Annotated in this window: 21 protein-coding genes; 8 read left to right on the top strand and 13 right to left on the bottom strand. The window is 71.7% G+C overall.

Annotated features, from left to right (window positions below):
* Positions 1-52 precede the first annotated feature (52 nt).
* Both ACFQ3T_RS15820 and ACFQ3T_RS15815 read left to right on the top strand, forming a co-directional pair.
* Positions 53-949: a ParA family protein gene (locus tag ACFQ3T_RS15820; RefSeq protein ID WP_380724028.1), complete on the top strand. Its 897-nt coding sequence runs from the start codon at positions 53-55 to the stop codon at positions 947-949.
* Positions 946-1,938, top strand: a complete 993-nt coding sequence (locus tag ACFQ3T_RS15815; RefSeq protein WP_380724020.1) for a ParB/RepB/Spo0J family partition protein — start codon at positions 946-948, stop codon at positions 1,936-1,938. Before ACFQ3T_RS15820 ends, ACFQ3T_RS15815 begins: the two co-directional genes overlap by 4 nt.
* 147 nt (positions 1,939-2,085) lie before the next feature.
* Here ACFQ3T_RS15815 and ACFQ3T_RS15810 read toward each other — a convergent pair whose 3' ends face one another.
* Together ACFQ3T_RS15810 and ACFQ3T_RS15805 are read right to left on the bottom strand one after the other, a co-directional pair.
* Positions 2,086-3,030, bottom strand: coding sequence for a D-alanine--D-alanine ligase family protein (locus ACFQ3T_RS15810; RefSeq protein ID WP_380724019.1), 945 nt, complete (start codon positions 3,028-3,030; stop codon positions 2,086-2,088).
* 14 nt (positions 3,031-3,044) lie between these two features.
* The gene (locus ACFQ3T_RS15805; protein WP_380724018.1) at positions 3,045-4,361 is read right to left on the bottom strand and encodes an aminotransferase-like domain-containing protein; all 1,317 of its coding nucleotides are present in this window, start codon (positions 4,359-4,361) and stop codon (positions 3,045-3,047) included.
* A 144-nt stretch (positions 4,362-4,505) separates the two neighbouring features.
* On the opposite strand from ACFQ3T_RS15805, the gene ACFQ3T_RS15800 reads away from it, so the two are divergent.
* Both ACFQ3T_RS15800 and ACFQ3T_RS15795 read left to right on the top strand, forming a co-directional pair.
* A complete protein-coding gene (locus ACFQ3T_RS15800; RefSeq protein ID WP_380724017.1) occupies positions 4,506-5,144 on the top strand; it encodes a GNAT family N-acetyltransferase in 639 nt (212 codons plus the stop codon).
* Positions 5,145-5,213: 69 nt separating this feature from the next.
* Entirely contained in the window at positions 5,214-5,963 is a 750-nt protein-coding gene (locus ACFQ3T_RS15795) for an ArsR/SmtB family transcription factor (RefSeq protein WP_380724016.1), read from the top strand.
* Between the two features lie 75 nt (positions 5,964-6,038).
* On the opposite strand, the gene ACFQ3T_RS15790 is transcribed toward ACFQ3T_RS15795, so the two are convergent.
* A complete protein-coding gene (locus tag ACFQ3T_RS15790; protein ID WP_380724015.1) occupies positions 6,039-6,458 on the bottom strand; it encodes a hypothetical protein in 420 nt (139 codons plus the stop codon).
* Positions 6,459-6,498: 40 nt separating this feature from the next.
* Between ACFQ3T_RS15790 and ACFQ3T_RS15785 the strand changes: the two genes are divergently transcribed.
* Positions 6,499-6,723: a hypothetical protein gene (locus tag ACFQ3T_RS15785; protein WP_380724014.1), complete on the top strand. Its 225-nt coding sequence runs from the start codon at positions 6,499-6,501 to the stop codon at positions 6,721-6,723.
* Between the two features lie 84 nt (positions 6,724-6,807).
* On the opposite strand, the gene ACFQ3T_RS15780 is transcribed toward ACFQ3T_RS15785, so the two are convergent.
* The 9 genes from ACFQ3T_RS15780 to ACFQ3T_RS15740 all read right to left on the bottom strand — a co-directional run bounded on the left by ACFQ3T_RS15780 (position 6,808) and on the right by ACFQ3T_RS15740 (position 17,047).
* Positions 6,808-7,950 carry an N-acetylmuramoyl-L-alanine amidase gene (locus ACFQ3T_RS15780; protein ID WP_380724013.1) on the bottom strand — a complete coding sequence of 381 codons (1,143 nt, stop codon included), beginning with the start codon at positions 7,948-7,950 and terminating at the stop codon, positions 6,808-6,810.
* A 172-nt stretch (positions 7,951-8,122) separates the two neighbouring features.
* On the bottom strand, positions 8,123-8,449 hold the full coding sequence (gene trxA / locus ACFQ3T_RS15775) for a thioredoxin (RefSeq protein ID WP_380724012.1): 327 nt from the start codon (positions 8,447-8,449) through the stop codon (positions 8,123-8,125).
* Positions 8,450-8,476: 27 nt separating this feature from the next.
* Positions 8,477-9,469: a thioredoxin-disulfide reductase gene (gene trxB, locus ACFQ3T_RS15770; RefSeq protein WP_380724011.1), complete on the bottom strand. Its 993-nt coding sequence runs from the start codon at positions 9,467-9,469 to the stop codon at positions 8,477-8,479.
* Positions 9,470-9,586: 117 nt separating this feature from the next.
* Positions 9,587-10,351, bottom strand: a complete 765-nt coding sequence (locus ACFQ3T_RS15765; RefSeq protein ID WP_380724010.1) for an anti-sigma factor family protein — start codon at positions 10,349-10,351, stop codon at positions 9,587-9,589.
* Entirely contained in the window at positions 10,348-10,965 is a 618-nt protein-coding gene (sigM, locus tag ACFQ3T_RS15760; RefSeq protein WP_380724009.1) for an RNA polymerase sigma factor SigM, read from the bottom strand. The genes ACFQ3T_RS15765 and sigM overlap by 4 nt, the downstream gene beginning before the upstream one ends.
* A 107-nt stretch (positions 10,966-11,072) precedes the next feature.
* Entirely contained in the window at positions 11,073-12,602 is a 1,530-nt protein-coding gene (locus ACFQ3T_RS15755; RefSeq protein WP_380724008.1) for a protein kinase family protein, read from the bottom strand.
* 37 nt (positions 12,603-12,639) lie between these two features.
* Complete coding sequence (gene murJ / locus ACFQ3T_RS15750; RefSeq protein WP_380724007.1) at positions 12,640-14,253, bottom strand: murein biosynthesis integral membrane protein MurJ; 1,614 nt, start codon at positions 14,251-14,253, stop codon at positions 12,640-12,642.
* Between the two features lie 14 nt (positions 14,254-14,267).
* Positions 14,268-16,532 carry a DUF6049 family protein gene (locus tag ACFQ3T_RS15745; RefSeq protein WP_380724006.1) on the bottom strand — a complete coding sequence of 755 codons (2,265 nt, stop codon included), beginning with the start codon at positions 16,530-16,532 and terminating at the stop codon, positions 14,268-14,270.
* Positions 16,529-17,047 (bottom strand): NUDIX hydrolase, encoded by a 519-nt coding sequence (locus ACFQ3T_RS15740; protein ID WP_053714528.1) that lies wholly within the window; start codon positions 17,045-17,047, stop codon positions 16,529-16,531. The genes ACFQ3T_RS15745 and ACFQ3T_RS15740 overlap by 4 nt, the downstream gene beginning before the upstream one ends.
* 129 nt (positions 17,048-17,176) lie before the next feature.
* On the opposite strand from ACFQ3T_RS15740, the gene ACFQ3T_RS15735 reads away from it, so the two are divergent.
* Both ACFQ3T_RS15735 and ACFQ3T_RS15730 read left to right on the top strand, forming a co-directional pair.
* Entirely contained in the window at positions 17,177-18,646 is a 1,470-nt protein-coding gene (locus ACFQ3T_RS15735; protein ID WP_380724005.1) for a CCA tRNA nucleotidyltransferase, read from the top strand.
* 99 nt (positions 18,647-18,745) lie between these two features.
* On the top strand, positions 18,746-19,003 hold the full coding sequence (locus ACFQ3T_RS15730; RefSeq protein ID WP_380724004.1) for a response regulator transcription factor: 258 nt from the start codon (positions 18,746-18,748) through the stop codon (positions 19,001-19,003).
* Positions 19,004-19,271: 268 nt separating this feature from the next.
* On the opposite strand, the gene ACFQ3T_RS15725 is transcribed toward ACFQ3T_RS15730, so the two are convergent.
* The gene (locus tag ACFQ3T_RS15725) at positions 19,272-20,570 is read right to left on the bottom strand and encodes an MFS transporter (protein ID WP_380724003.1); all 1,299 of its coding nucleotides are present in this window, start codon (positions 20,568-20,570) and stop codon (positions 19,272-19,274) included.
* A 255-nt stretch (positions 20,571-20,825) separates the two neighbouring features.
* Between ACFQ3T_RS15725 and ACFQ3T_RS15720 the strand changes: the two genes are divergently transcribed.
* Entirely contained in the window at positions 20,826-21,407 is a 582-nt protein-coding gene (locus ACFQ3T_RS15720; RefSeq protein WP_380724002.1) for a YqgE/AlgH family protein, read from the top strand.
* The last annotated feature ends 80 nt before the right edge of the window (positions 21,408-21,487 follow it).

Raw genomic sequence — 21,487 nt, 5'->3', positions numbered from 1 at the left:
GGGCGCAGGCGAAGTGCTCCGCCCGGCCGGAAACGCAAACCTGGCTAACAACGTGGACCCAGCAGGAGACAGCACCGTGTGGACCCCGATCGCGGAAGAAGCGGCACGCGCGACCCGCGTCCTGCACCCCGACTCACTCCAACTCCCCCGTCCCGCCCGTCGTCGGGTCATGGTGGTCGCCAACCAGAAGGGCGGCGTCGGCAAGACCACGAGCACGGTGAACCTGGCCGCCGCCCTCGCCATCCACGGGCTCAAGGTGCTCGTCATCGACCTCGACCCGCAGGGCAACGCGAGCACGGCGCTGGCCGTCGAGCACCGCTCCGGCACGCCGTCGGTGTACGAGGTGCTGATCGGTGAGATGTCCGTCGCCGAGGCGGCTCAGGTCAGCAACCAGTCCCCCAACCTGTACTGCGTGCCCGCCACGATCGACCTCGCGGGCGCGGAGATCGAACTCGTCTCTATGGTGGCCCGCGAGTCCCGGCTGAAGGAGGCGCTGAGCCCCGAGGCGCTGGACCCGATCAAGCCGGACTACGTGTTCATCGACTGCCCGCCGTCGCTCGGCCTGCTGACCGTCAACGCGATGGTGGCCGCCCAGGAGGTGCTGATCCCGATCCAGTGCGAGTACTACGCGCTGGAAGGGCTGGGGCAGCTGCTGCGGAACATCGAGCTCGTGCAGGCGCACCTGAACCCGATGCTGAACGTGTCCACCATCCTGCTCACCATGTACGACGGCCGCACGAAGCTGGCCGACCAGGTGACCAGCGAGGTGCGCGGCCACTTCGGCGACACGGTCCTCCGAACGGTGATCCCGCGCAGCGTGAAGGTCTCCGAGGCACCAGGATTCGGTCAGACGGTGCTCACCTACGATCCCGGCTCACGGGGCGCGATGAGCTACCTCGACGCGGCACGGGAGATCGCCGAGTACGGCGCGGAGATGGGGTCGGCATGACGGAACAGCGCAAGGGTGGCCTGGGCCGAGGGCTCGCGGCCCTGATCCCGAGCGGTCCCCCGCCGGGCACCCCGGCGGCGCCGACGCCGATCCGGGCCGTGCCCAACGGTTCGTCGTCCGCCCCTGTGCTGTCGTCCGGGAACGCGGAGCCGACCGGGGAGGTGGCCGGCGCGGTGTACCAGGAGCTGCCGGTCACCGCGATCCGCACCAACCCGAAGCAGCCGCGGCAGGTCTTCGACGAAGAGGCGCTGCGCGAGCTGGAGCACTCGATCCGCGAGTTCGGCCTCATGCAGCCGATCGTGGTGCGGGCGACCGGCCCGGACACCTACGAGCTCGTCATGGGCGAGCGGCGGTGGCGGGCGACCCAGCTGGCCGGCCTGAAGACGATCCCGGCGATCGTCCGGCAGACCGCCGACGACGTGATGCTGCGCGACGCGCTGCTGGAGAACATCCACCGCGTCCAGCTGAACCCGTTGGAAGAGGCGGCGGCCTACCAGCAGTTGCTGGAGGAGTTCGGCGTGACGCACGAGGAGCTGGCCGACCGCATCGGCCGCAGCCGCCCGGTCGTCACCAACACCATCCGGCTGCTGAAGCTCCCCCTCCCCGTCCAGCGGCGGGTCGCGGCGGGCGTGCTGTCCGCAGGTCACGCCCGCGCGCTGCTCGGCATCGACGACCCCGGCGTGCAGGAGGAGCTGGCGACGCGGATCGTGGCGGAGGGCATGTCGGTCCGCGCGACCGAGGAGGCGGTGACGCTCGCGAAGAGCGCCGAGCCGGCCAAGGCGAAGCAGGTCCGCCGCAAGCAGATGCAGGCGCCGGGGCTGCAGGAGTTGGCGGAGCGGCTGTCGGACAACTTCGACACGCGGGTGAAGGTCGAACTCGGGCAGCGGAAGGGCCGGATCGTGGTCGAGTTCGGGTCCGTGGACGACTTGGAACGCATCATCCAGCTCATGTCACCGGAGGCGGCGGTCCGTTCCCGATCTGCCGAATAAATCGGACAAATCGGACTTGTTCGGCCCGCAAGGGATCACCCCAGGGCCTTATGTCACGGTGACGATGACGGCCCGTGTCCAATCGGACACGGGCCGTCATGTATGAGTAAGAGGGTCTCACGGTTTTCGCGCTCCCCCGACGACGGGTCAGCGCACCACCGCGCGCTCGATCAGACCCGCGTAGATCTCGCCGAGCGACTGCCCCGCCGCCTCGACCGCCATCGGCAGGAGCGAGGTCTCGGTCAAACCGGGCGACACGTTCACTTCGAGGAAGTGGACGGCGCCGTCCGCAGCGACGATCGCGTCCGTCCGCGACACGTCGCGCAGCCCCAGCAACCGGTGCGCCGACACCGCCAGCTCGCCGACCGCCTGCGCCGCCTTCTCGTCCAGCCGCGCCGGCGCGTGGAAGTCCGTCAACCCCGCCGTGTACCGCGCGGTGTAGTCGTAGACGCCGTTCTCCGGCACGATCTCCACCGGCGGCAGCGCGTACGGCCCGTCCGGACCGTCGACCACCGCCACGGCCACCTCGACGCCCTCGACGTACCGCTCGGCGAGCACGGTGTCCCCGTACGCCAGGCAGCCGACCATCGCGGTCGGCAGGTCGGCCGCGTCACGCACCACCTGGGCGCCCAACGCGGAACCGCCCTGGTCCGGCTTCAGCATCAGCGGCAGCCCGAGCCGCTCGACCATCGCGTCCAGCACCGGCCGCGCGCCCAGCTCCCGGAACGTCGCGTGCGGCAGCACGGCCCACTCCGGCGTCGTCAGGCCCGCACGGGCCAGCTCCGCCTTGGCGGTCGGCTTGTCCCACGCCCGGCGGCACGCCCTCGAGTCGGTGCCGACGAACGGCACGCCGACCAGCTCCAGGATCGTCTGCACCGACCCGTTCTCGCCCTCGCCGCCGTGCAGCGCGACCACGACGGCGTCCGGGCGGTGCTCCTTCAGGCGGGTGAGCAGGGTGCCGTCGGCGTCCCACTCCTCCACGACCAGGCCGGCCGAGCGGAGGGCGGCCGAGAGCCGGCGACCGGATCGCAGGGACACCTCCCGCTCGTGCGAAAGGCCCCCGGACAGGACTGCGACCCAGCGGTTCGACAACTCTCTACTCCTGATCAAGCGGTGTCGGGCGACGGGCTGTGCGGACCGGAGACCGCGCGGCCCGTCGTGGGGCCGAACGTCTCGTGCAGCTCCACCTCGTCCTTGATGACGTTCGCGAGCCGCCGCACGCCCTCGCGGATGCGTTCGGGCGTCGGGTAGCAGTACGAGATGCGGAGCTGGCGGCTGCCGAGGCCGTCGGCGTAGAAGCCGGTGCCCGACGCGTACGCCACCCGCTGGGTGATGGCACGGGGCAGCATCGCCTTCGTGTCGACGCCCTCCGGCACGGTCACCCACACGTAGAACCCGCCGTTCGGCTTGTTCCACGTGGAACCAACCGGCATGTGCTGCTCCAGCGCCGAGATCGCCGCGTCGCGCCGGTCCCGGTACGCCTCGCGGTAGGTCTTGATCTGGCCCTTCCAGTCGTGCGTCGACAGGTAGCGCGACACGATCAGCTGGTTGAGCGTGGGCGGGCACAGCGTGGCCGACTCGGCGGCCAGGACGAGCTTCTCGCGCACGGCGTGCGGCGCGAGCACCCACCCGACCCGCAGGCCGGCGGCGAACGTCTTGGAGAACGAGCCGAGGTAGACCACGTTGTCCGGGTCGCTCGCCCGCAGCGCCGGGTACGTGGTGCCGTCGAAGCCCAGCAGGCCGTACGGGTTGTCCTCGACGACCAGGATGCCGTGCGTCCGGCAGATCTCCAGGACCTCGGCCCGGCGCTGGACGGCGAGCGTCACGCCGGCGGGGTTGTGGAAGTTCGGGATCGTGTAGAGGAACTTGATCCGCCGGCCCGTGCGCTCGACCGAGGCGATGGCCTCGCGCAGCGCCTCGGGCACGAGGCCGTCCGCGTCCATGCCGACGTGCACGACCTGCGCCTGGTAGGCGGAGAAGGAGCCCAGCGCCCCGACGTACGAGGGGCCTTCGGCCAGCACGACGTCACCGGGGTCGCAGAAGATCCGGGTGACCATGTCGAGGCCCATCTGGGAGCCGACGGTCACGACCACGTCGTCGGGGTGGGCGTTGATGCCCTCCAGCGCCATCACGTCGCAGATCTGCTCGCGCAGCTCAGGCACGCCGTGCGCACTGCCGTACTGGAGGGCGACCAGGCCCTCGGTGGCGACGACGTCCGCCACCTCCGCGCTGAGCGACTCCAGTGGGAGTGCTGCCAGGTGCGGCATCCCCCCCGCCAGGGACACCACCTCAGGCCGGCTCGCCACCGCGAAGAGCGCCCGGATCTCCGATGCCGTCATGCCCGCCGTCCGCGCCGCGTACCGGCGGAGATGGGGGTCGAGGCTTCTGGCTCCCTGCTTGGGAGGCTGTCCGGGTAGGTTCACGGGAAACTCCGTAGGTGGCTGTTACCGGCGGGTTTGTTCCCAGCCGAGTGTAACGGCCGTCCCGTTCGGGGCATCTGCCTTCCGGGCGGGGGTCACATCCGCCTATCCTCGGGAGGGGATGTCTTCGGGGGCTTGGAGGTCGGGGTGTCGCGTCGTGTCGTGGGCGTCACCTTGGACAACCTGGAGCACCTCTCCAAGCACACCCGGACGTGCGTCTTCTGGGAGCTCGCGCCGCACCTGAAAGAGCAGGCGGAGGAGTTCGGCGACACGGAGTTCGAGAAGGAGGCCTGGGTCTCCAGCGTGCTGCTGGAGTGGGGCTCCTGCGGTCGGATCATCTACTGCGACGGGATTCCCGCCGGTTCGGTCTTCTACGCGCCGCCGGCGGCCGTGCCCAGGTCGTTGGCGTTCCCCACCTCCCCCGTCAGCCCGGACGCCGTGCTGCTGACCGGCCTGGAGGTGCTGCCGGAGTTCCGCGGCGGCGGCCTCGGCCGCGTCCTGGTGCAGTCGGTGGCGAAGGACCTCACCCGGCGTGGCGTGAAGGCCATCGAGGCGTTCGGCGACAACCGGCCGGATGACGGCGGGCCGAGCTGCGTGACGCCGGCCGCGTTCCTGCTCCAAGTGGGCTTCAAGACGTTGCGCCCCCACCCCCGCTGGCCCCGGCTCCGGCTGGAGCTGCGCAGCGCGTCCTCGTGGAAGGAAGACGTGGAGTCGGCGTTGGAGCGGCTGCTCAACTCGGTGAGCGTGTCGACCGCGACGGCGGAGCCGAGCTTCCGGCCCGTCTGATCAACCCTGTGACCTGCGGTTTCTCTTGCTCGCGTTGACATGCAGGTATTTACCTGCATAACGTGGGGTGTGGACAAGGTGTTCAAGGCCCTGGCCGACGAGACCCGCCGCTACCTGCTGGACCGGCTGCACGAGGAGAACGGGCAGACGCTCGGCGAGCTGTGCGCGCGCCTCGGCATGACCAGGCAGTCCGTCACCCAGCACCTGAGCGTGCTGGAGGCGGCGAACCTGGTCAGCACCGTCCGCCGCGGGCGGGAGAAGTTGCACTACCTCAACCCCGTGCCGCTGCACGAGGTGCAGGAGCGGTGGATCGACAAGTTCGAGCGGCCCCGGTTGCGGCTGCTCGGCGCCGTGAAACGACGAGCGGAGGAACCGGTGAAGCCGGAGTTCGTGTACGTGACGTACATCGAGAGCACGCCCGAACGGGTGTGGGAGGCCCTGACCGACGCGGACGTGACCGCGCAGTACTGGGGGCACCGCAACATCTCGGACTGGGAGGTGGGCTCCACCTGGTCGCACCGGCGGGTCGACGGCTCGGACGTCGACGACGTGGTGGGCGAGGTCGTCGAGGCCGACCCGCCGCGCCGCCTGGTGACGACGTGGGCGGACCCGGCGGACCCGTCCGTGACGTCGACCGTGACGTTCCGGATCGAGCCGTACGGCGAGATCGTGCGGCTGACCGTCACGCACGAGGACCTGGCGGACGAGTCGGAGCGCGCGCAGGCGGCGTCGGGCTGGGCCGCGGTGCTGTCCAACCTGAAGTCGCTGCTGGAGACGGGGCACGTGCTGCCCGGCATCCCGTGGCAGGCGTCCGTCTAGGCGACGACGACGGCGGCGGCAGCGGCAGGAGCGGCGGCAGGAGCGGTCCCGCCCGGCTCGGCTCGGCGCTGAGGGCTAGAAGCGGTCGATCTCGCAGCTCTCCAGCGTGCCGCCCTGAAAGAGGTCGAGCGCCTGCTCGCTCACGACGAGCTGGCCCTGGTCGGTGACGCCGATGTCGTCCACGCCGGCCTGGCCCGTCACCTCCAGCCAGTGGAACGTGGGCAGCTCCTTACCCTCCAGCAGCTCCTGCGCCTCCTCCGAGAGGGTGACGACGGCGCGCCGGACGCGGAACGCGTCCAGGCCGCTGTCGACCAGCGTGTCGGCCAGGTCGTCCGTGACGAGGTACACCGGGAACGCCTCGACCAGGTCGTCACCCGACCAGTCGGTGATCTCGTAGTGCACCGACTCGATGCGGGGCGGGTGGGCCGCCGCGTCGATCACCGTTCCCTCGTCCAACACACCGGCGACCTCGGGTTCGAGGCGGTAGAACTCCATCGTGCTCCTCACCGGCGGCGCCGGGCAATAAGATCGACTCGTGGACGTGGGGGCGGAGATCCAGCGCAAGGTACTCGCGATCACCGAGGGATCGCGGGACTTCGGAGAGATTCGCACACTGCTCGGCGGGTGGCAGGCCGAGGGCATCGCGACGGAGCGCCTGATCGACGAGGTGACCGACCTCATGCTCGACCTGCGGGCCCAGAACCGCGAGGACGACGAGGACTTCGTCGCCGACGTGCTGGACGTCCTGGCGGGCTGGTAGCGCGACCTGCCGGGACGGGTCGCGCCCGCGGCCGGAGATCGGTGGTCGCGGGCGCGCTCGACGGCTCGGGCGGGCTCGGCGGGCCTAGCGGATCTTGCCCGTCGCGACCTCGTGCCGCATCAGGTCGTCCAGCGTGAACGTGCCCGTCGGCTGGTCGTCCTTGCCCAGCAGGTACAGGCGCTTCACGGCGACCAGGATGCCCTCGGCCACCACGTCGCGGAACGACGGGTTCGCCAGGCGCTGCCGGTCCCCCGCGTTGGTCAGGTAGCCGACCTCGACCCGGACCGCCGTGCAGCGGGTCATCCGCAGCATCTCCCACGTCTTCGGGTGCGTGCGGCAGTCCAGCATGCCCGTGCGGGCCACGATCTCGCGCTGGATGAACCCGGCCAGCGCCTCGCCGACCGTGGACGACGTGCCGTTGCCCGTGCCGAAGTGGAACGTGGCCACGCCCGACGCGAGCGGCGACGCGTTGCGGTCGGCGTGCAGCGACAGGATCAGGTCCGCGCCCGCCTCGTTGGCGAACCGGGCCCGCTCGCTCTCGTCCGGGTTGTTGTTCGGCCCGCGCGTGAGCAGGGCCTCCATGCCGGTGGCGGCCATCTTGCCCTCGAGCAGCCGGGCCAGGTCCAGCATCACGTCGGCCTCGGACACGCCGTCGACCACGACACCGCGGTCCTCGCCGCCGTGACCGGGGTCGATGATGATCCGCTTCCCGCTCAGCCGCGGGCCGGCCCGGCGCACGCGCTCCTGCTCGCGCAGGAACACCGGCCGGCCGCCCCGCACCTTGGGCTGGAGCTGGCGCAGCGCGCGGACCGTGTCCGGACCGCACATGCCGTCCACGATGAGCCCGTAGTCGCGCTGGAAGCTCCGCAGCGCCAGTTCGGTCTGGTGGCCGAACTCGCCGTTGGCGCGCCCGGCGTCGTAACCCAGCTCCAGCAGGCGCTCCTGCAGGGCGAAGACGTCGTCGCCGGTCACCGGCTGCGCCATCAGGAACGCCAGCGGGCGGTCGCCGAGTCGATAAGTCGCGTCACGCAGCGCGCGGTAGGTGGCCGGACCGACGATGCCGTCGGTGATGAGACCCCGCTGCTGCTGGAACGCTCGCACAGCGTGCTCGACCGGCAGGTCGAACACCTGAGACGGCTGCGGATCGGACAGCAGGCCGAGCTTGGTCAGAGTTGCCCTGACCTCGGCGACGTCCGGCCCGAAGTCCCCGCGGCGGAGTAGCGGCATGCACCCCTCGCTCACTAAGGCGCCGACACCGGCCGACGCTGAACTTGACGCCCTATTGTGCCTTGCTCGCGGCGATGGCACGGATGGGGCTACTGGCCGTGGTCACAGCTCCACATACGAGTGACCCGCCCGCCTCCCGTGGAAGACGGACGGGTCACCCGGATGTCAGTGCTCAGAGCACGTCGGACAGGTCCTTCAGCAGCGCGGCCTTCGGCTTGGCGCCGACGATCTGCTTCACCGGCCGACCGCCCTGGAACAGGATCATGGTCGGCACCGACATGATCTGGTAGTCGCGGGCGATCGACGGGTTCGCGTCGATGTCGAGCTTCGCGACGGTGATCTTCTCGGCGTGCTCGGCGGCGATCTCCTCGAGCACCGGGGCGACCATCTTGCACGGGCCGCACCAGGTGGCCCAGAAGTCGACCAGAACCGGCTTCTCGCTGGTCAGAACGTCGTCGGCGAACGTCTGGGCGGACGTGACCACGGTGGAGCCTGCCATGTGTGTTCTCCCTCTCGAGCGAGTGCTTCAGCTGGTGGTGACGGGCTCGCTGTAGCCGCCGCCGACGTGCTCGGCGGTGACCGCGGCCTCCGTGGTCCCGTGCTCGGCGAGCCAGCGCTCCGCGTCGATCGCGGCGGCGCAGCCGGACCCGGCGGCGGTGATCGCCTGGCGGTAGGTGTGGTCGACGAGGTCGCCCGCGGCGAACACACCGTCCACGTTCGTGTGAGTCGTGCGGCCGACGACCTGGACGTAACCCTCGCCGTCCAGCTCGACCTGGCCCTTGACCAGCTCGCTGCGCGGGTCGTGGCCGATGGCGACGAAGAAACCGGTGAACGGGTGCTCGGCCACCTCGCCCGTGCGCGTGTCGCGGGTCTTCACGCCGGACACCGACGTGTCGCCGAGCACCTCGACGACCTCGGCGTTCAGCAGCCACTTGATCTTGTCGTTGGTCCGCGCGCGCTCCAGCATGATCTTGGAGGCGCGGAACTCCTCACGGCGGTGGATGATCGTGACCGATCGGGCGAACTTGGTGAGGAACGTCGCCTCCTCCATCGCCGAGTCGCCGCCGCCGATGACCGCGATGTCCTGGTCGCGGAAGAAGAAGCCGTCGCACGTGGCGCAGGCCGACACACCGCGCCCCAGCAGCTCCTGCTCACCGGGGACGTGCAGGTACCGGGCCGCCGCGCCCATGGCGAGGATGACCGCGCGGGCGGCGTAGCGGGTGCCGTTCGCGGTGACGTACTTCACCGGGCCGTCGAGCTCCAGCTCCTCGACGTCCTCCGCGCGCAGCTCCGCGCCGAAGCGCTTGGCCTGCTCCCGCATCTGCTCCATGAGGTCGGGGCCCATGATGCCGTCGCGGAAACCGGGGTAGTTCTCGACTTCGGTCGTGGTCATCAGCGCGCCGCCGTACTGCGAGCCCTCGAACACCAGTGGTTCGAGCTGGGCGCGCGCCGCGTAGACCGCGGCGGTGTACCCGGCGGGCCCCGATCCCACGACGATCAGGTTCCGAACGTCCGACACCCTCGACCTCCGTTAGTCGCTTCCGGTCCAGGCAACCCGGACCGGCTCTTCGCACAACGGATCGTAGGGCGTCGTCATTCCGCCCTGTCGGGGTGAGTTCCGCTACGTGGACCCCGGCTACGGCTCGATGGTGGTGTTCGCGAGCACGCCGTCCGGGTTGTCCGGGCCGCACGTCTCGGGGTCGACCACCACGATCCGATACGCGCCGGGCGAGCCCGCGGGCAGGATCGCCATCACGGCGTTCCGGTCGTTCAGCGTGATCGGGCTGACGCCGAGCGGCTTGGACGCCTGGATGTTCGCCCCGCGCAGGCAGTCGGCGAGCTGCTCCTGGTTCTCCAGCGGACCGTAGTTCTGGGCCTTCAGCACGTCGCCGAACACCGGGCCGAAGTTCTCCCCGCGCACGGCGGGCAGCTTGCCGGGGCTGCCGGTGGCGCCCGGCGGGGTGGCACCCGGCGCCGGTGCGGTCGTCGTCTTGTCCGGCTGGGCGACGTTGTCCCCCGGCGTGTTGCCCGACGGGATCACCACCACGGCGATGCCCACGGCCGCCGCGGCCGCCGCGAGCAGCCCCGCGCCCCAGCCGAGCCGCTTGGCGCGCCGCGCCTTCGCCTGGTTGAAGTCGATCACCGGGGCGGCCGGCCGGGCCTCCTCGGCGAGCGCCTTGTCGATCCGCTCGGCCACCTCGCGGGGCATCGGGATCGGCGGCAGGTTCCGCAGGTCCTCCAGCGTCGCGTCGAGGGCCGCCAGGACCGCGCGCGCCTCCGGGTCGCTGTCGACCAGGGGCCTCAGCTCCGCCTCGGTCTGCGGGTCCAGGACCCCCGCGTGCAGGTCAGCCAGCAGGTCGACGGACCACGGCGGCCCTGAACGCCGCGCATTGCCGGTCATCGTTCCTCCAACTGACGTCCCTGTTGCACCTGCACATCGTTGATTGGGACGTTCGCATCTGCACCCTGGTTCCGGAGGTGCCCCAGAACTTTGGCGAGCTTGGCCCGACCGCGGGCGCACCGCGACTTCACGGTGCCCTCCGCGATGCCCAGGAGCTGCGCCGTCTCGGCCACCGAGTACCCCTCCACGTCCACCAGGACGATCGGGGCCCGCTGCTCCTCGGGCAGCTCGTTCAAGGCCGCCTGGACCACCAGGCGGGTCTCCCGCTCCGCCATCGCGTCGCGGGGCGCCACCGGCTCACCGGGGCCTGCCTCGGGCAACGGGACGGTCGGCCTGGTTTGTCGCCTGCGCATCCGGTCGAGGCAGGCGTTCACGACTATTCGGTGCAACCACGTCGTCACCTGCGACTCGGCGCGGAAGCTCGCCGCCGCGCGGAAGGCCGAGATGAACGCCTCCTGCAACGCGTCCGCGGCCTCTTCGGGATCGCGCAGGGTGCGCAGGGCCACCGCCCACATGCGGTCGCGGTGCCTGCGCACGAGCTCGGCGAAGGCGTGCGGGTCGCCCGCGGCGTGCGCCGAGATGAGGTCTGCGTCCGAGCTGGCTGCGGCGGTCACGCGCGGAGCCTACTGGGTTGAATGCCGCTGCTTCGCAGGCGGCGGCTCGGTCGCCTGGAAGTCGGTCGTTCGCGACCTCGCGGGTTGGTGGTGCGGGGGGCAGAAGGTTACTGGGCGCGGGTGTAGACGAGTTCTGCGATCTCCGACTTGTTGTTCTTGCCGCTGCCCGCCAGCTTCGTGATCCACACCAGGACGTGCTGGGTCGCGTCGTGGTCGTTGAGCTGGATCTGGGTCTGCCCCGCGGACAGGGTCGCGGTCGCGATGACCTTCGTCTCCTGCAGCGGCGCGCCGGGCGAGCCCGCCACCCGGATCTCCACCACGGTGCCCGCGCTGGGCGACGTGACGGTCACCGACGCCAGCTTCACCGGCTCGGCGAAGCCCGCCATCAGGCCGATCCCCGGCTTCAGGGCCGGGAACGGCTGGAAGTAGTTCTCCGTCTGCCACACCGTGGTGGGGTTGTTGTCGACCGACCGGTTGGCTCGGGTGGCGTTGTCCGGCTGGTTCGTCACGTCGTACACGCCGACCGACGCGGGCTGCACGGGACCGGCGGGCTGCGGCGCCGGCGGCGCGGGCTGGCCGCTCGGGCCCGGCGGGTTCGACTGGCCGATCACCACGGTCGGCCCGCCGCCGCCGGACGGCTCGTCGCTGAAGAAGCTCACGATCTGCACGCCGAGCCACACGACCACGGCCAGCGTGGCGACCGCCAGCACGGCCACGCTGATCATCAGCTTGCGCTTGCGGTCCTTGTCGCGGACCGGCCGCTGGGTCGTCCACACCGCGCCGTCGTCCGGGCCGTCGTCGTTGACCGGCTGGATCAGCGCCGTCTGCGCCTCGGACTGGGCGATCTGGTCGAGCACCTGGAGGATCGCGGCACTGGTGCGGATGCCGCCGACGCTGGTGTCCTCCAGGCTCCGCACGGCCACCGACGACAGCTCGTGCGGCACGTACGGGTGCAGCGCGCTGGGCGCGACCACGGAACCGTCCGGCCCCGTCGGCGCGGCGGGCACGCCGTCCGGGCCGTCCGGCAGCGCCCACTTGCCCGTGAGCAGCAGGTAGAGGATCGCGCCGAGCCCTTTGACGTCGTCGCGGGCGATCGCGTCCGGCCGGGGGCCGGGGAACGCCAGCCGCAGCCTGCCGTCGGACGTCACCCGGATGCGCTGCGGGTGGTCCGCGCCGAGCACCAGCCCGGCGTGGTGGGCGCCCTCGATCGCCGCGCCCAGCGGCTCCAGCAGCCGTGACGCCGCGCCCGCCGGCAGCGGGCCCTCGGCGATCAGGTCCATCAGGTCGGTGCCCTGGGTCCACTCGGCCACGACCACGCCGAGGATGCCCTCGTCGAGCTTGATCCCGGTGCCGGGCGTCAGCACGTCGATCACCCGGGACACGCCGGGGTGGGTGAAGCTGGCGGCGTGCATGGCGCGTTCCGCGGTCCGCTTGGCCCGCGCAGCCGCCGCGTGGTCGGCCGGGTTGCCGACCAGCACCGTCAGCGCGACGTCCCGGTTGAGCTGGCCGTCGCGGGCCCGCCACAGCTGCGCGTCGCAGCGGCGGTCCTCACCGGACTTCGCCAGCAACCGGTACCGGCCGTCGCCGATCACCCCGCCGGGCACCAGCGAGGTGTTCTGGATCGGACCGCTGCTCACGGGGCCGAGGGTACGTGAACGGGCCGGACCTCACGCGTCATCGGCGACCCACCAAACGACTGATCTTCGCGACGGCGGGCTTGACCTCGGGCACCCGGAACAGGGCCAGCAGCAGGAAGCTGAGCGGCAGCCCGACGATCGTCTGGATCACCACTTCGACCCAGGCACCCGCCACGCGGGACTCGATTCCCACCACGCGGACGGCGAGCCAGGCGAGACCGGTGGCCGCGCCGAACGCGATCGCCGACGCCACCACGGTGAGGCAGATCGTCCACGCGGTGTAGCCGGTGCGCAGCCGGCCGAGCCGCAGGCGCAGCCACACCTGGCCGACCAGGGCGCCGACGACGAAGCTCAGCGACATCGCGATCGACACCCCGACCGCGAGCTTGTCCGGCGGAGAGATCGCCAGGAACCCGTACAGCAGCCCGATCCGCACCACGACGATGATCGCCTGGATGATCGTCGGCGTCCGCGCGTCCTTCAACGCGTAGAACACCCGGAGCTGGAGCAGGGTGATCGCGTACGGCACCAGCCCGAACGCCGACAGCGCCAGCGCCGTGCCGATCGCCTCGCCGCCGGCCAGGCCGGAGTTGCCGAACGAGAACAGCGCCAGGCCGATCGAGACGCCGGCGACCGTCATCAGCGCGCTGAACGGCATGAGCAGGATCGCGGACATCCGGTTGCCGAACGACAGGTCGCCGACCAGCGCGTCGTTGTCGTGGGCCGCCGCGGCGCGGCTCATCTTCGGCATCAGCGCGGTCAGCAGCGACACGCCGAGCACCCCGTACGGCACCTGGGCGATCAGCCACTGCATGTTGTACACGGTGATCGCGCCGTCGTGGTGCGTGGCGACCTTCGTCAGCACGACCATGCTGACGAACCCGAGCGCCACGTACAGCAGCACCCAGAACGCGAGGCCGCCGAACTCCGACAGCCGCCGGTCCCAGCCCCACCGCCAGCGGAACCGGAACCCGGTCCGGCGCAGCGCGGGCAGCAGCACGGACGCCTGCAGCGCCACGCCGAGCATCGTGCCGAGGCCCAGCACCAGCAGCTTCGGCTGGCCCATCCGCACCGGGTCGAGCGAGATCTCCCCCGGCATGAGCCAGTAGACGACCAGCGTCACGATGACCACGAGGTTGTTCAGCACCGGCGCCCACGTGGGCAGGCCGAACACGTGCCGGGTGTTGAGGATCGCGCCGAGCAGCGCCGACAGCCCGTAGAACACGATGCCCGGCAGCACCAGGTAGGCGAACGCGGTGACCAGCGCCGGGTTGGCGTTCGGGGAGTCGATGAACAACCCGGTCAGCAGCGGCGCGCACGCGACCGCGACGACCGTGCCGACGCCGAGCACCACCGCGGACATCGTGATCATCCACTGGGCGTACGACTCGCCGCCGTCCCCGTCCTCCTTCTCGGCGCGGACCAGCAGCGGGATCGCCACGCTGGTCAGCACGCCGCCGAGGAGCAGCTCGTTGATCATCGTCGGCAGCGTGGTCGCGACCTGGTACGAGTCGTTCAGCACGTCGACGCCGAGGATCGTGATCAGCAGCAGCTTGGACAGCAGCCCGGACGCCCGGCTGACGATCGTGGCGATGGCCATCGAGCCGCCGGCGCGCGCCAGCGACGGACCCTGCTGTTGTCCCTGGTCCACCGTTGTTGTTCCGCTCAACTCGTGCTCGACCTCTCCGGCGGCGTGACGCCGCTGGCGTCGTCCGGCACCTGCGTGGCGGCGGCGCGCGCGGCCCGCACCCGGCGGACGATCCGCCGGGCGGAGAGCAGCACCAACGCGGCGCCGGCCAGGCAGGTGATGATGACGGTGATGGTCCCGTACGCCGAGGACGACACCTCCAGGCGGGCCCGTTCGCCCAGGTCGACGCCGTTCGGCGTGACCAGGCGCACGTGCACGGGGAACCGGCCGGACCGCAGCACCTCGACCGGCACGCGGACCAGCAGGTCGCCGCGCGCGGGCAGCACGATGTCCACCGGCTGCTTGGTGACGATCCCCGGCGTGTCCTCGATCACGACCCGCACGGTCACCCGCACGTCCAGCCGGTTCTTGATCGACAGCGGGATGGGGCTGTCGGCGGAGCCCAGGAGGATCGGGCTGTTCGGCTCGGTCACCGTGACCTGGCTCCGCAGACCGGCGATCTCCTCGTGCGCCGTCGCCAGCGCGTCACGCGCGCCGTCCTCGTTGCCGCGCCACGCGCCCGACGCCGTCCGCAGCAGGTCCAGCCGCAGCGGGTCGACCAGGTCGCCCGGCTCGGCGGACGCCGCGTCCTGCTGGCTCATCGACTCCGACAGCTGCTGGAGCTGCTGCCACGACGCGGCGACCGCCGCGGTGACGGCGGGCGGCACCTCGCGGGCGCCCGACTCCACCGGGTAGCTCAGCGCCGCGGTCTGGTCGGGCGGCGCCGCGAGCAGCGACTGGAGGCCCACCGCGGTCGCGAACCCGCCCGAGACCAGCGACTTCGTCGTGCGCAGCAGCATGTCGACCTCGCCGGTCGGCGCGTTCCACCGGCGCGGCGGCGCGACGACCACGTGCTGGCCGGTGCTCTGGAACCCGGCCCGGAACGTGAGCGCGGCGAGCGCGTTCTGCACCGACACCGGCCGGGTCTCGGTCGGCGTGGTCACGCCCGCGAGCGGCCGGCTCGTCGCCGCGCCCTGCAACGCGTCGGACACCATGCCGTCGATGCGCACGGCCGTCACCGGCTTGCCCTCGGGCACCTCGAACGCGACCGGCCCGGTGCCGGGCGTGCCCGCCACCGCCGACTGGTCGACCACCAGCGACGTCACGCCGCGCGAGGTGAGGTCGGCCATCGTCTGCTGGTCGAGGACGCCGTCGACGGGCCAGGCCAGCCCCTCGGTCGGCTGCACGTCGAGGACGTCGCGGACCACGTCGTCGCCCGCGAGCGCGAGGTCGGTCAGCCCGGTCAGCCGGCCGCGGGACAGCGCGACCAGGTCGGCGTCCGCGTCGGGCAGCGCGATCACGCACCGGCCGCCCACCAGCAGCCGCAGCTGGGCCAGCCACAGCGCCGCGTCGTCCTCGCCGCGGCCCGGGCCCTGCCCGCGCACCTCATAGCCCTCGCTCATCGCGGCGACCGTGCGCAGGAGGTCCGGGTCGACGGCGAGGCACACGCCGCCGGCCAGCGGACCCGCCAGCGCCGACTCGTACGCCTTCAGCAGGTTCCACAGCCGGCCGCCCATGGCCAGCGAGCCGGCCAGCTCGTCGTCGGTGAGGACGGCGGGAGCGGTGGTGACCAGGCGCGGCCGGTCGGCCAGCGGCCACAGCAGGGTGATCTTGGCCGGGTTCTGCGGCACGGCCGGCGCGGCGCCGCCGGGCAGCGCGAGCACGGGGAGCAGCGTGCTCAGCGCGGCCAGCCGGGCCCGGCCGCCGAAGTCCGGCGTGCCGTTGATGTTGGCGAGGATCGGGTAGATGCCCGGCTCGCGGATCAGCAGCGACGTGGGGCCGGGTCCGGTCAGCGGGACGGTCAGCTGGAACGGCTTCGACTCGTCCTGCTCCAGCCGGTCCACGATCCGGGTGAAGTTCGGCTGCACGACCTCGGCGTCGGTCGGCTCGCGCAACGCCTGGCGGACGTCCTCCTCGCCGGTCAGCGGGTCGCCGCGCTCCAGGCGCAGCTCGATGTCCTCGATCGGGCGGTCGCCGACGTTCACCACCTTGCCCTTGATGGTGATCGAGTCCAACCCGTCCGAGGTGACCACCCGCGGTGTCATCTCCTCGACGTCGAGCCGCAGCCACACCTGCGACTGCTGGCCGGGCTGGTTGGACAGCGCGCGCGTCGCCCACACCTGCGTGGCGGGCGCCGGCCGCACGGGCAGCCGCCCGCTGTCGGCGGGCGCCGCCGGCGCCGACGACGCCGTCGTCACGATGAGGATTCCCGCCGCCGCCAGTGCGGACAGCAGCCGTTTCACGCCGACTCCGCTCCGTCCGTCTGGTACTCGGAGAGCAGTTCGGCGGCTCGGCGCACCAGTCGACGCTCGTCCGCGTAGGCGAGCCGGTCGTCCAGTTCGCCAAGGGGCACCCACGCCACCTCGGTGACCTCCACGTCTTCGTCGGAAAGCTCGCCGCCCAGCGCTTCCAGGAGGAAGTGGTGGACGGTCTTGTGCACCCGTCGGTCCTCGGCCACGAACCAGTAGTCGATGGAACCGAGCGGGCGCAGGACCCTGCTATGAATACCGGTCTCCTCGGCGACCTCGCGCACCGCGGTCTGTTCCGCGGTCTCACCGGCCTCGATGTGACCCTTGGGCAGCGACCACAGCAACCGGCCCCGGCGGTCGAGCCGCCCGATGATCGCCGCGACGTGCTGCTCGAAGTCCAGCACCAGTCCGCCCGCCGACGTCTCGTCGACCGTCTTCAGCCGGCGACCGCGGCGCCGGTTCCGGCGCCTCGGCTTGGGACCGCCGGAGCGACCGGACGACTGGGGCATGCCCTGATGGTAGTGGCGACCAGCGATTACGGGACGTGACAGGGCTGTTGCGCAAGGTGATCCACAGCGGGTGGCCGCGGCGGGCAAGTCGTTCGGGCGTCCCGCACCCGACCAGTAGGCTGGCTCCTCGTGTCCGGACCCATCGCCTCCACCGCCACTCCTGGCCAGGATTCCCAGGGGCAGGACAATGCCGTGGTGGAACTGCTGAGCGCCCTCCCCGTCGCCGAAGAGCTGGCCGCCCGCTTCGCCGCGGCCGGTCACCGCCTGTACCTCGTGGGCGGCAGCGTGCGGGACGCCATGCTCGGCCGGCTGTCCGGCGACCTGGACTTCACCACCGACGCCCGGCCGGCGCAGGTGGTGGCGCTGCTGAAGGGCTGGGCCGACGCGATCTGGGACACCGGCATCGCGTTCGGCACCGTCGGCGCGACCAAGCACAAGCAGACCGTCGAGGTCACGACGTTCCGCGCGGACAGCTACGACGGCGTCACCCGCAACCCCGAGGTGACGTTCGGCGACACCATCGAGGGCGACCTCGTGCGCCGCGACTTCACCGTCAACGCGATGGCGTACGACGTGGTGAACCGCGAGCTGATCGACCCGACCGGCGGCCGCGAGGCGCTGCGGGCGCGGACCCTCGACACGCCCGCCACGCCGCAGGAGTCGTTCTCCGACGACCCGCTGCGGATGCTGCGCGCGGCCCGGTTCGCGTCCCAGCTCGGCTTCACCGTCGCGCCGCGCGTCCTCGACGCCATGACCGCCATGTCCGGCGAGCTGAGCCGCATCACCGCCGAGCGTGTGCAGGCCGAGCTGTCCAAGCTGCTCACCGGCGCCCACCCGCGGGCGGGCATCGAGCTGATGGTGACGGCGAAGCTCGCCGACGTCGTGCTGCCCGAGCTGCCCGCGATGAAGCTGGAGATCGACGAGCACCACCAGCACAAGGACGTGTTCCACCACTCGCTGGTCGTGCTGGAGCAGGCCATCGACCTGGAGGACACGCCCGAGCCGGACCTCGTGCTGAGGCTCGCCGCGCTGCTGCACGACATCGGCAAGCCCGACACCCGGCGGTTCGAGGAAGGCGGCGGGGTGTCGTTCCACCACCACGAGGTGGTCGGCGCGAAGATGGTGCGCAAGCGTTTGCGGGCGTTGAAGTACTCGAAGGAGATCGTCGAGGACGTCGCCCAGCTCGTGTACCTCCACCTGCGGTTCCACGGCTACGGCAGCGGCGAGTGGACCGACTCGGCGGTGCGCCGGTACGTCACCGACGCGGGCCACCTGCTCACCCGGCTGCACAAGCTCGTCCGCGCCGACTGCACCACCCGCAACAAGCGCAAGGCCAACGCGCTCCAGCGCACGTACGACGACCTGGAGCGCCGCATCGAGCGCATCGCCGCCGAGGAGGACCTCAAGCGGGTCCGACCCGACCTCGACGGCAACGAGATCATGCGGCTCCTCGGCCTGCCGCCCGGACCGCTCGTCGGCCAGGCGTGGAAGTTCCTCAAGGAGCTCCGCCTCGACCGCGGCCCGCTCGACCACGACGAGGCCGTCGCGGAGCTGCTGCAGTGGGCACGCGAGCAGGGCGTCCAGCCCCCTGGTGACTGACACCAAGTGACCAATCTCGTGCTGAGGGGTTGGCCAGTGACGCGCTGTTGCGAGACCATGACTGTGTGCGTCAGACACGCGCACTGGGGGTGGTGTCGCATGAACGCTTGGGGACTGTCCGAGGGGGGCACCCGGGCACACGGGTTGGACGCGTTGACCGACCGGCAGCGGGCCGTGCTCCGCTGCCTGGCCAGGGGGCTCGCCGACCACGAGATAGCGCGGGTGCTGGCGCTGAGCCAGCACCAGGTGGGCGCCGTGGTGTCCGAGATCCTGCGGGTGCTGCACCTGCGCGACCGGATGGCCGCCGTGGTCTACGCCCACGAGACGGGGATCATCCGGATGCCGCTGCCCAGATAATTTGCCGCTGCTTCGCAGACGGCGGCTCGGCCGCCTGGAAGTCGGTCGTTCGCGCCTGATTTCGCGGCGATCGAAAAGCGTGATCGCCACGAAATGAGTCGCGAACGACCGACGCGGCCTCGCGGTGACATGGCGCCGCCTCCGGCGTCGCGGCTCGGCCGCCTGGAAGTCGGTCATTCGCGACCGATCCCGCGACGATCGAAAAGCGTGATCGCCGCGGGATGGGCCGCGAACTACCGACGCGGCCTCGCGGGGCTGGTCATCGGGGCTAGTGGGTTGGGGTGCGCTTGATCAGGAGCAGGTAGCCGGTCAGGCCCAGGAGGTACGCGGCGGTGGCGGCCAGGACCAGGGTGGGCGAGCGGCCGTCCAGGGGGACGATCGCGGCGGCGGCGGTGACGGCGGCCACCTGGGTGACGTTGAAGAGGGTGTCGTAGAGGGCGAAGACGCGGCCTCGGACCTCGTCGCCGATGTCGCCCTGGACGGCGGCGTCCACGCAGAGCTTGACCACCTGGCCGGCGAACGTGAGCAGGAACGACGCGGCCAGGATGGTCGGCAGCAGCATCGGCAGGCCCAGGCCCAGTTGGGTGGCGGCGGCCAGGAGCAGGGCGCCGCAGACGGTGCCGCGCCGGCCGAGGAGGTCCACGACGCGGTCCGTCAGGAGTCCCGCCAGCAGGATGCCCGCGCCGCCCGCGACGGCGACCTCGCCCAGGCCGGCCAGCCCGGCCTTGAGCGGGCCGAGGTCGGTGAAGGTGTTGCGCATCAGCAGCAGGGTGAGCAGCAGCGACATGCCGAAGCCCGCGCGGTGCGCGAGGAGGGCCAGCAGGGCGGCGGCGACGGTGGGCGCGCGCCACGCGGCGCGCGCGCCGTCCAGCAGGCCCCTGGCGACCGCGGTGACGGTCCGGCTCGGCTCGTCCACGGCGTCGGGGCCCAGGACGCCACGGGCGAACCGGGAGGCCAGGAACGCGGCCCCCAGGGAGCCGACCACGGCGAACGACGTCGTCCACGCCGAGCCGCCGTCACCCGAGCCCAGCACGGACCGGAGGCCGACGGCGCAGGCCGCGCCCAGGACGGCGGTCAGGGCGCCCAGCGTGGTGACGAACGCGTTCGCCTCCACCAGGTGGTCGTCGTCCACCACGTGCGGGAGGGACGCCGACAGGCCCGAGCCGACGAACCGGCTCACGCCCGTGACGAACAGCGCCGAGGCGTAGAGGGGCACGCCGTCGAGGCCGAACCCGACGGCCGCCGCGGTGAGCAGGATGAACAGGGCGCGGGTGAGGTTCGCCACGACGAGGACGCGGCGGCGGTCCCACCGGTCGAGCAGCGCGCCCGCGAACGGCCCCACCACGGAGTACGGGAGCAGCAGCACGGCGAACCCGGCGGCGACGGCGAGCGGGTCGGCGTGGCGCTCCGGGTTGAACAGGACGGCGCCCGCGAGGCCCGCCTGGAAGAGGCCGTCACCCCACTGGGCTGCCAGCCGGGAGGCCAGCAGCCTGCGAAAATCCGCTACCGCGAGGAGTTTCCGGACACCGAGGTGGTGCTTCGCCGCGGTGGTCCGGGCAGTGGTCACGGGGACGAGCCTATGCCCGTGCGCGCCGGAACGACGAAGGGCGGGAACCACGAAGGCCGGACCCGATGGGTCCGGCCTCCGGGCGTCAGACGCCCGGTCGCCTCTCGGCGGGTGGCACTTCGCGGCTCCAGCCGGACGGTATTCCGCGAAGGCTGTTAAGTGGGCCCGGGGGACTCGATGGCGCCTGACGGTTCCTACAACGAACACGGTAACCCGGATGTTCCGCCCCGGAGGAGTCGGGCGTCGTCTGAGATCATGTCGGGTGTGCGCCCTGATGCCGAAGTCGAACCGGGTTCGCTGCTGGTCGCGGCACCGAGCCTGACCGACTCGAACTTCCGCCGAACGGTGGTCTACGTGATCGACCACCGCGGCGAGGGCACCCTCGGGGTGGTGCTGAACCGGCCGAGCGAGGTGGCCGTGCACGACGTGCTGCCGTCGTGGGGGCCGCACGTGACCCGGCCGCAGGCCGTCTACATCGGCGGGCCGGTGGAGCAGAAGACCGCGCTGTGCCTGGCGGCACTGCGCACCGGCGAAGACCTGGCGTCACTCGAAGGCGTGGTCGGCGTGCACGGTCCGGTGGCGCTGGTCGACCTGGATGCCGACCCGGACGCCCTGGTGCCGAAGGTGCGCGGGATGCGCGTGTTCGCCGGCTACTCGGGCTGGGGCGAGGGCCAGCTGGCCGGTGAGATCGAGCGCGGCGACTGGATCGTCGTGAAGGGCCTGCCGGACGACGTGCTGACGCCCGCCAACGTCGACCTGTGGGGTCGGGTGCTGCGCCGCCAGGGCATGCCGACGTCGCTGCTGGCGACGTTCCCGCTGGACATCCGCCGCAACTGACGCCGGGCGCTCAGGCGCGGGTGAGCACGCCGCACGCGCCGCCGGACCCGGCGCACGCGCAGCCGCCGCAGCCGGCGGGG

Source organism: Saccharothrix hoggarensis (assembly GCF_042678885.1).
Classification (GTDB): Bacteria; Actinomycetota; Actinomycetes; order Mycobacteriales; family Pseudonocardiaceae; genus Actinosynnema; species Actinosynnema hoggarensis.
This window is presented reverse-complemented; position numbering and strand designations above follow the sequence as displayed.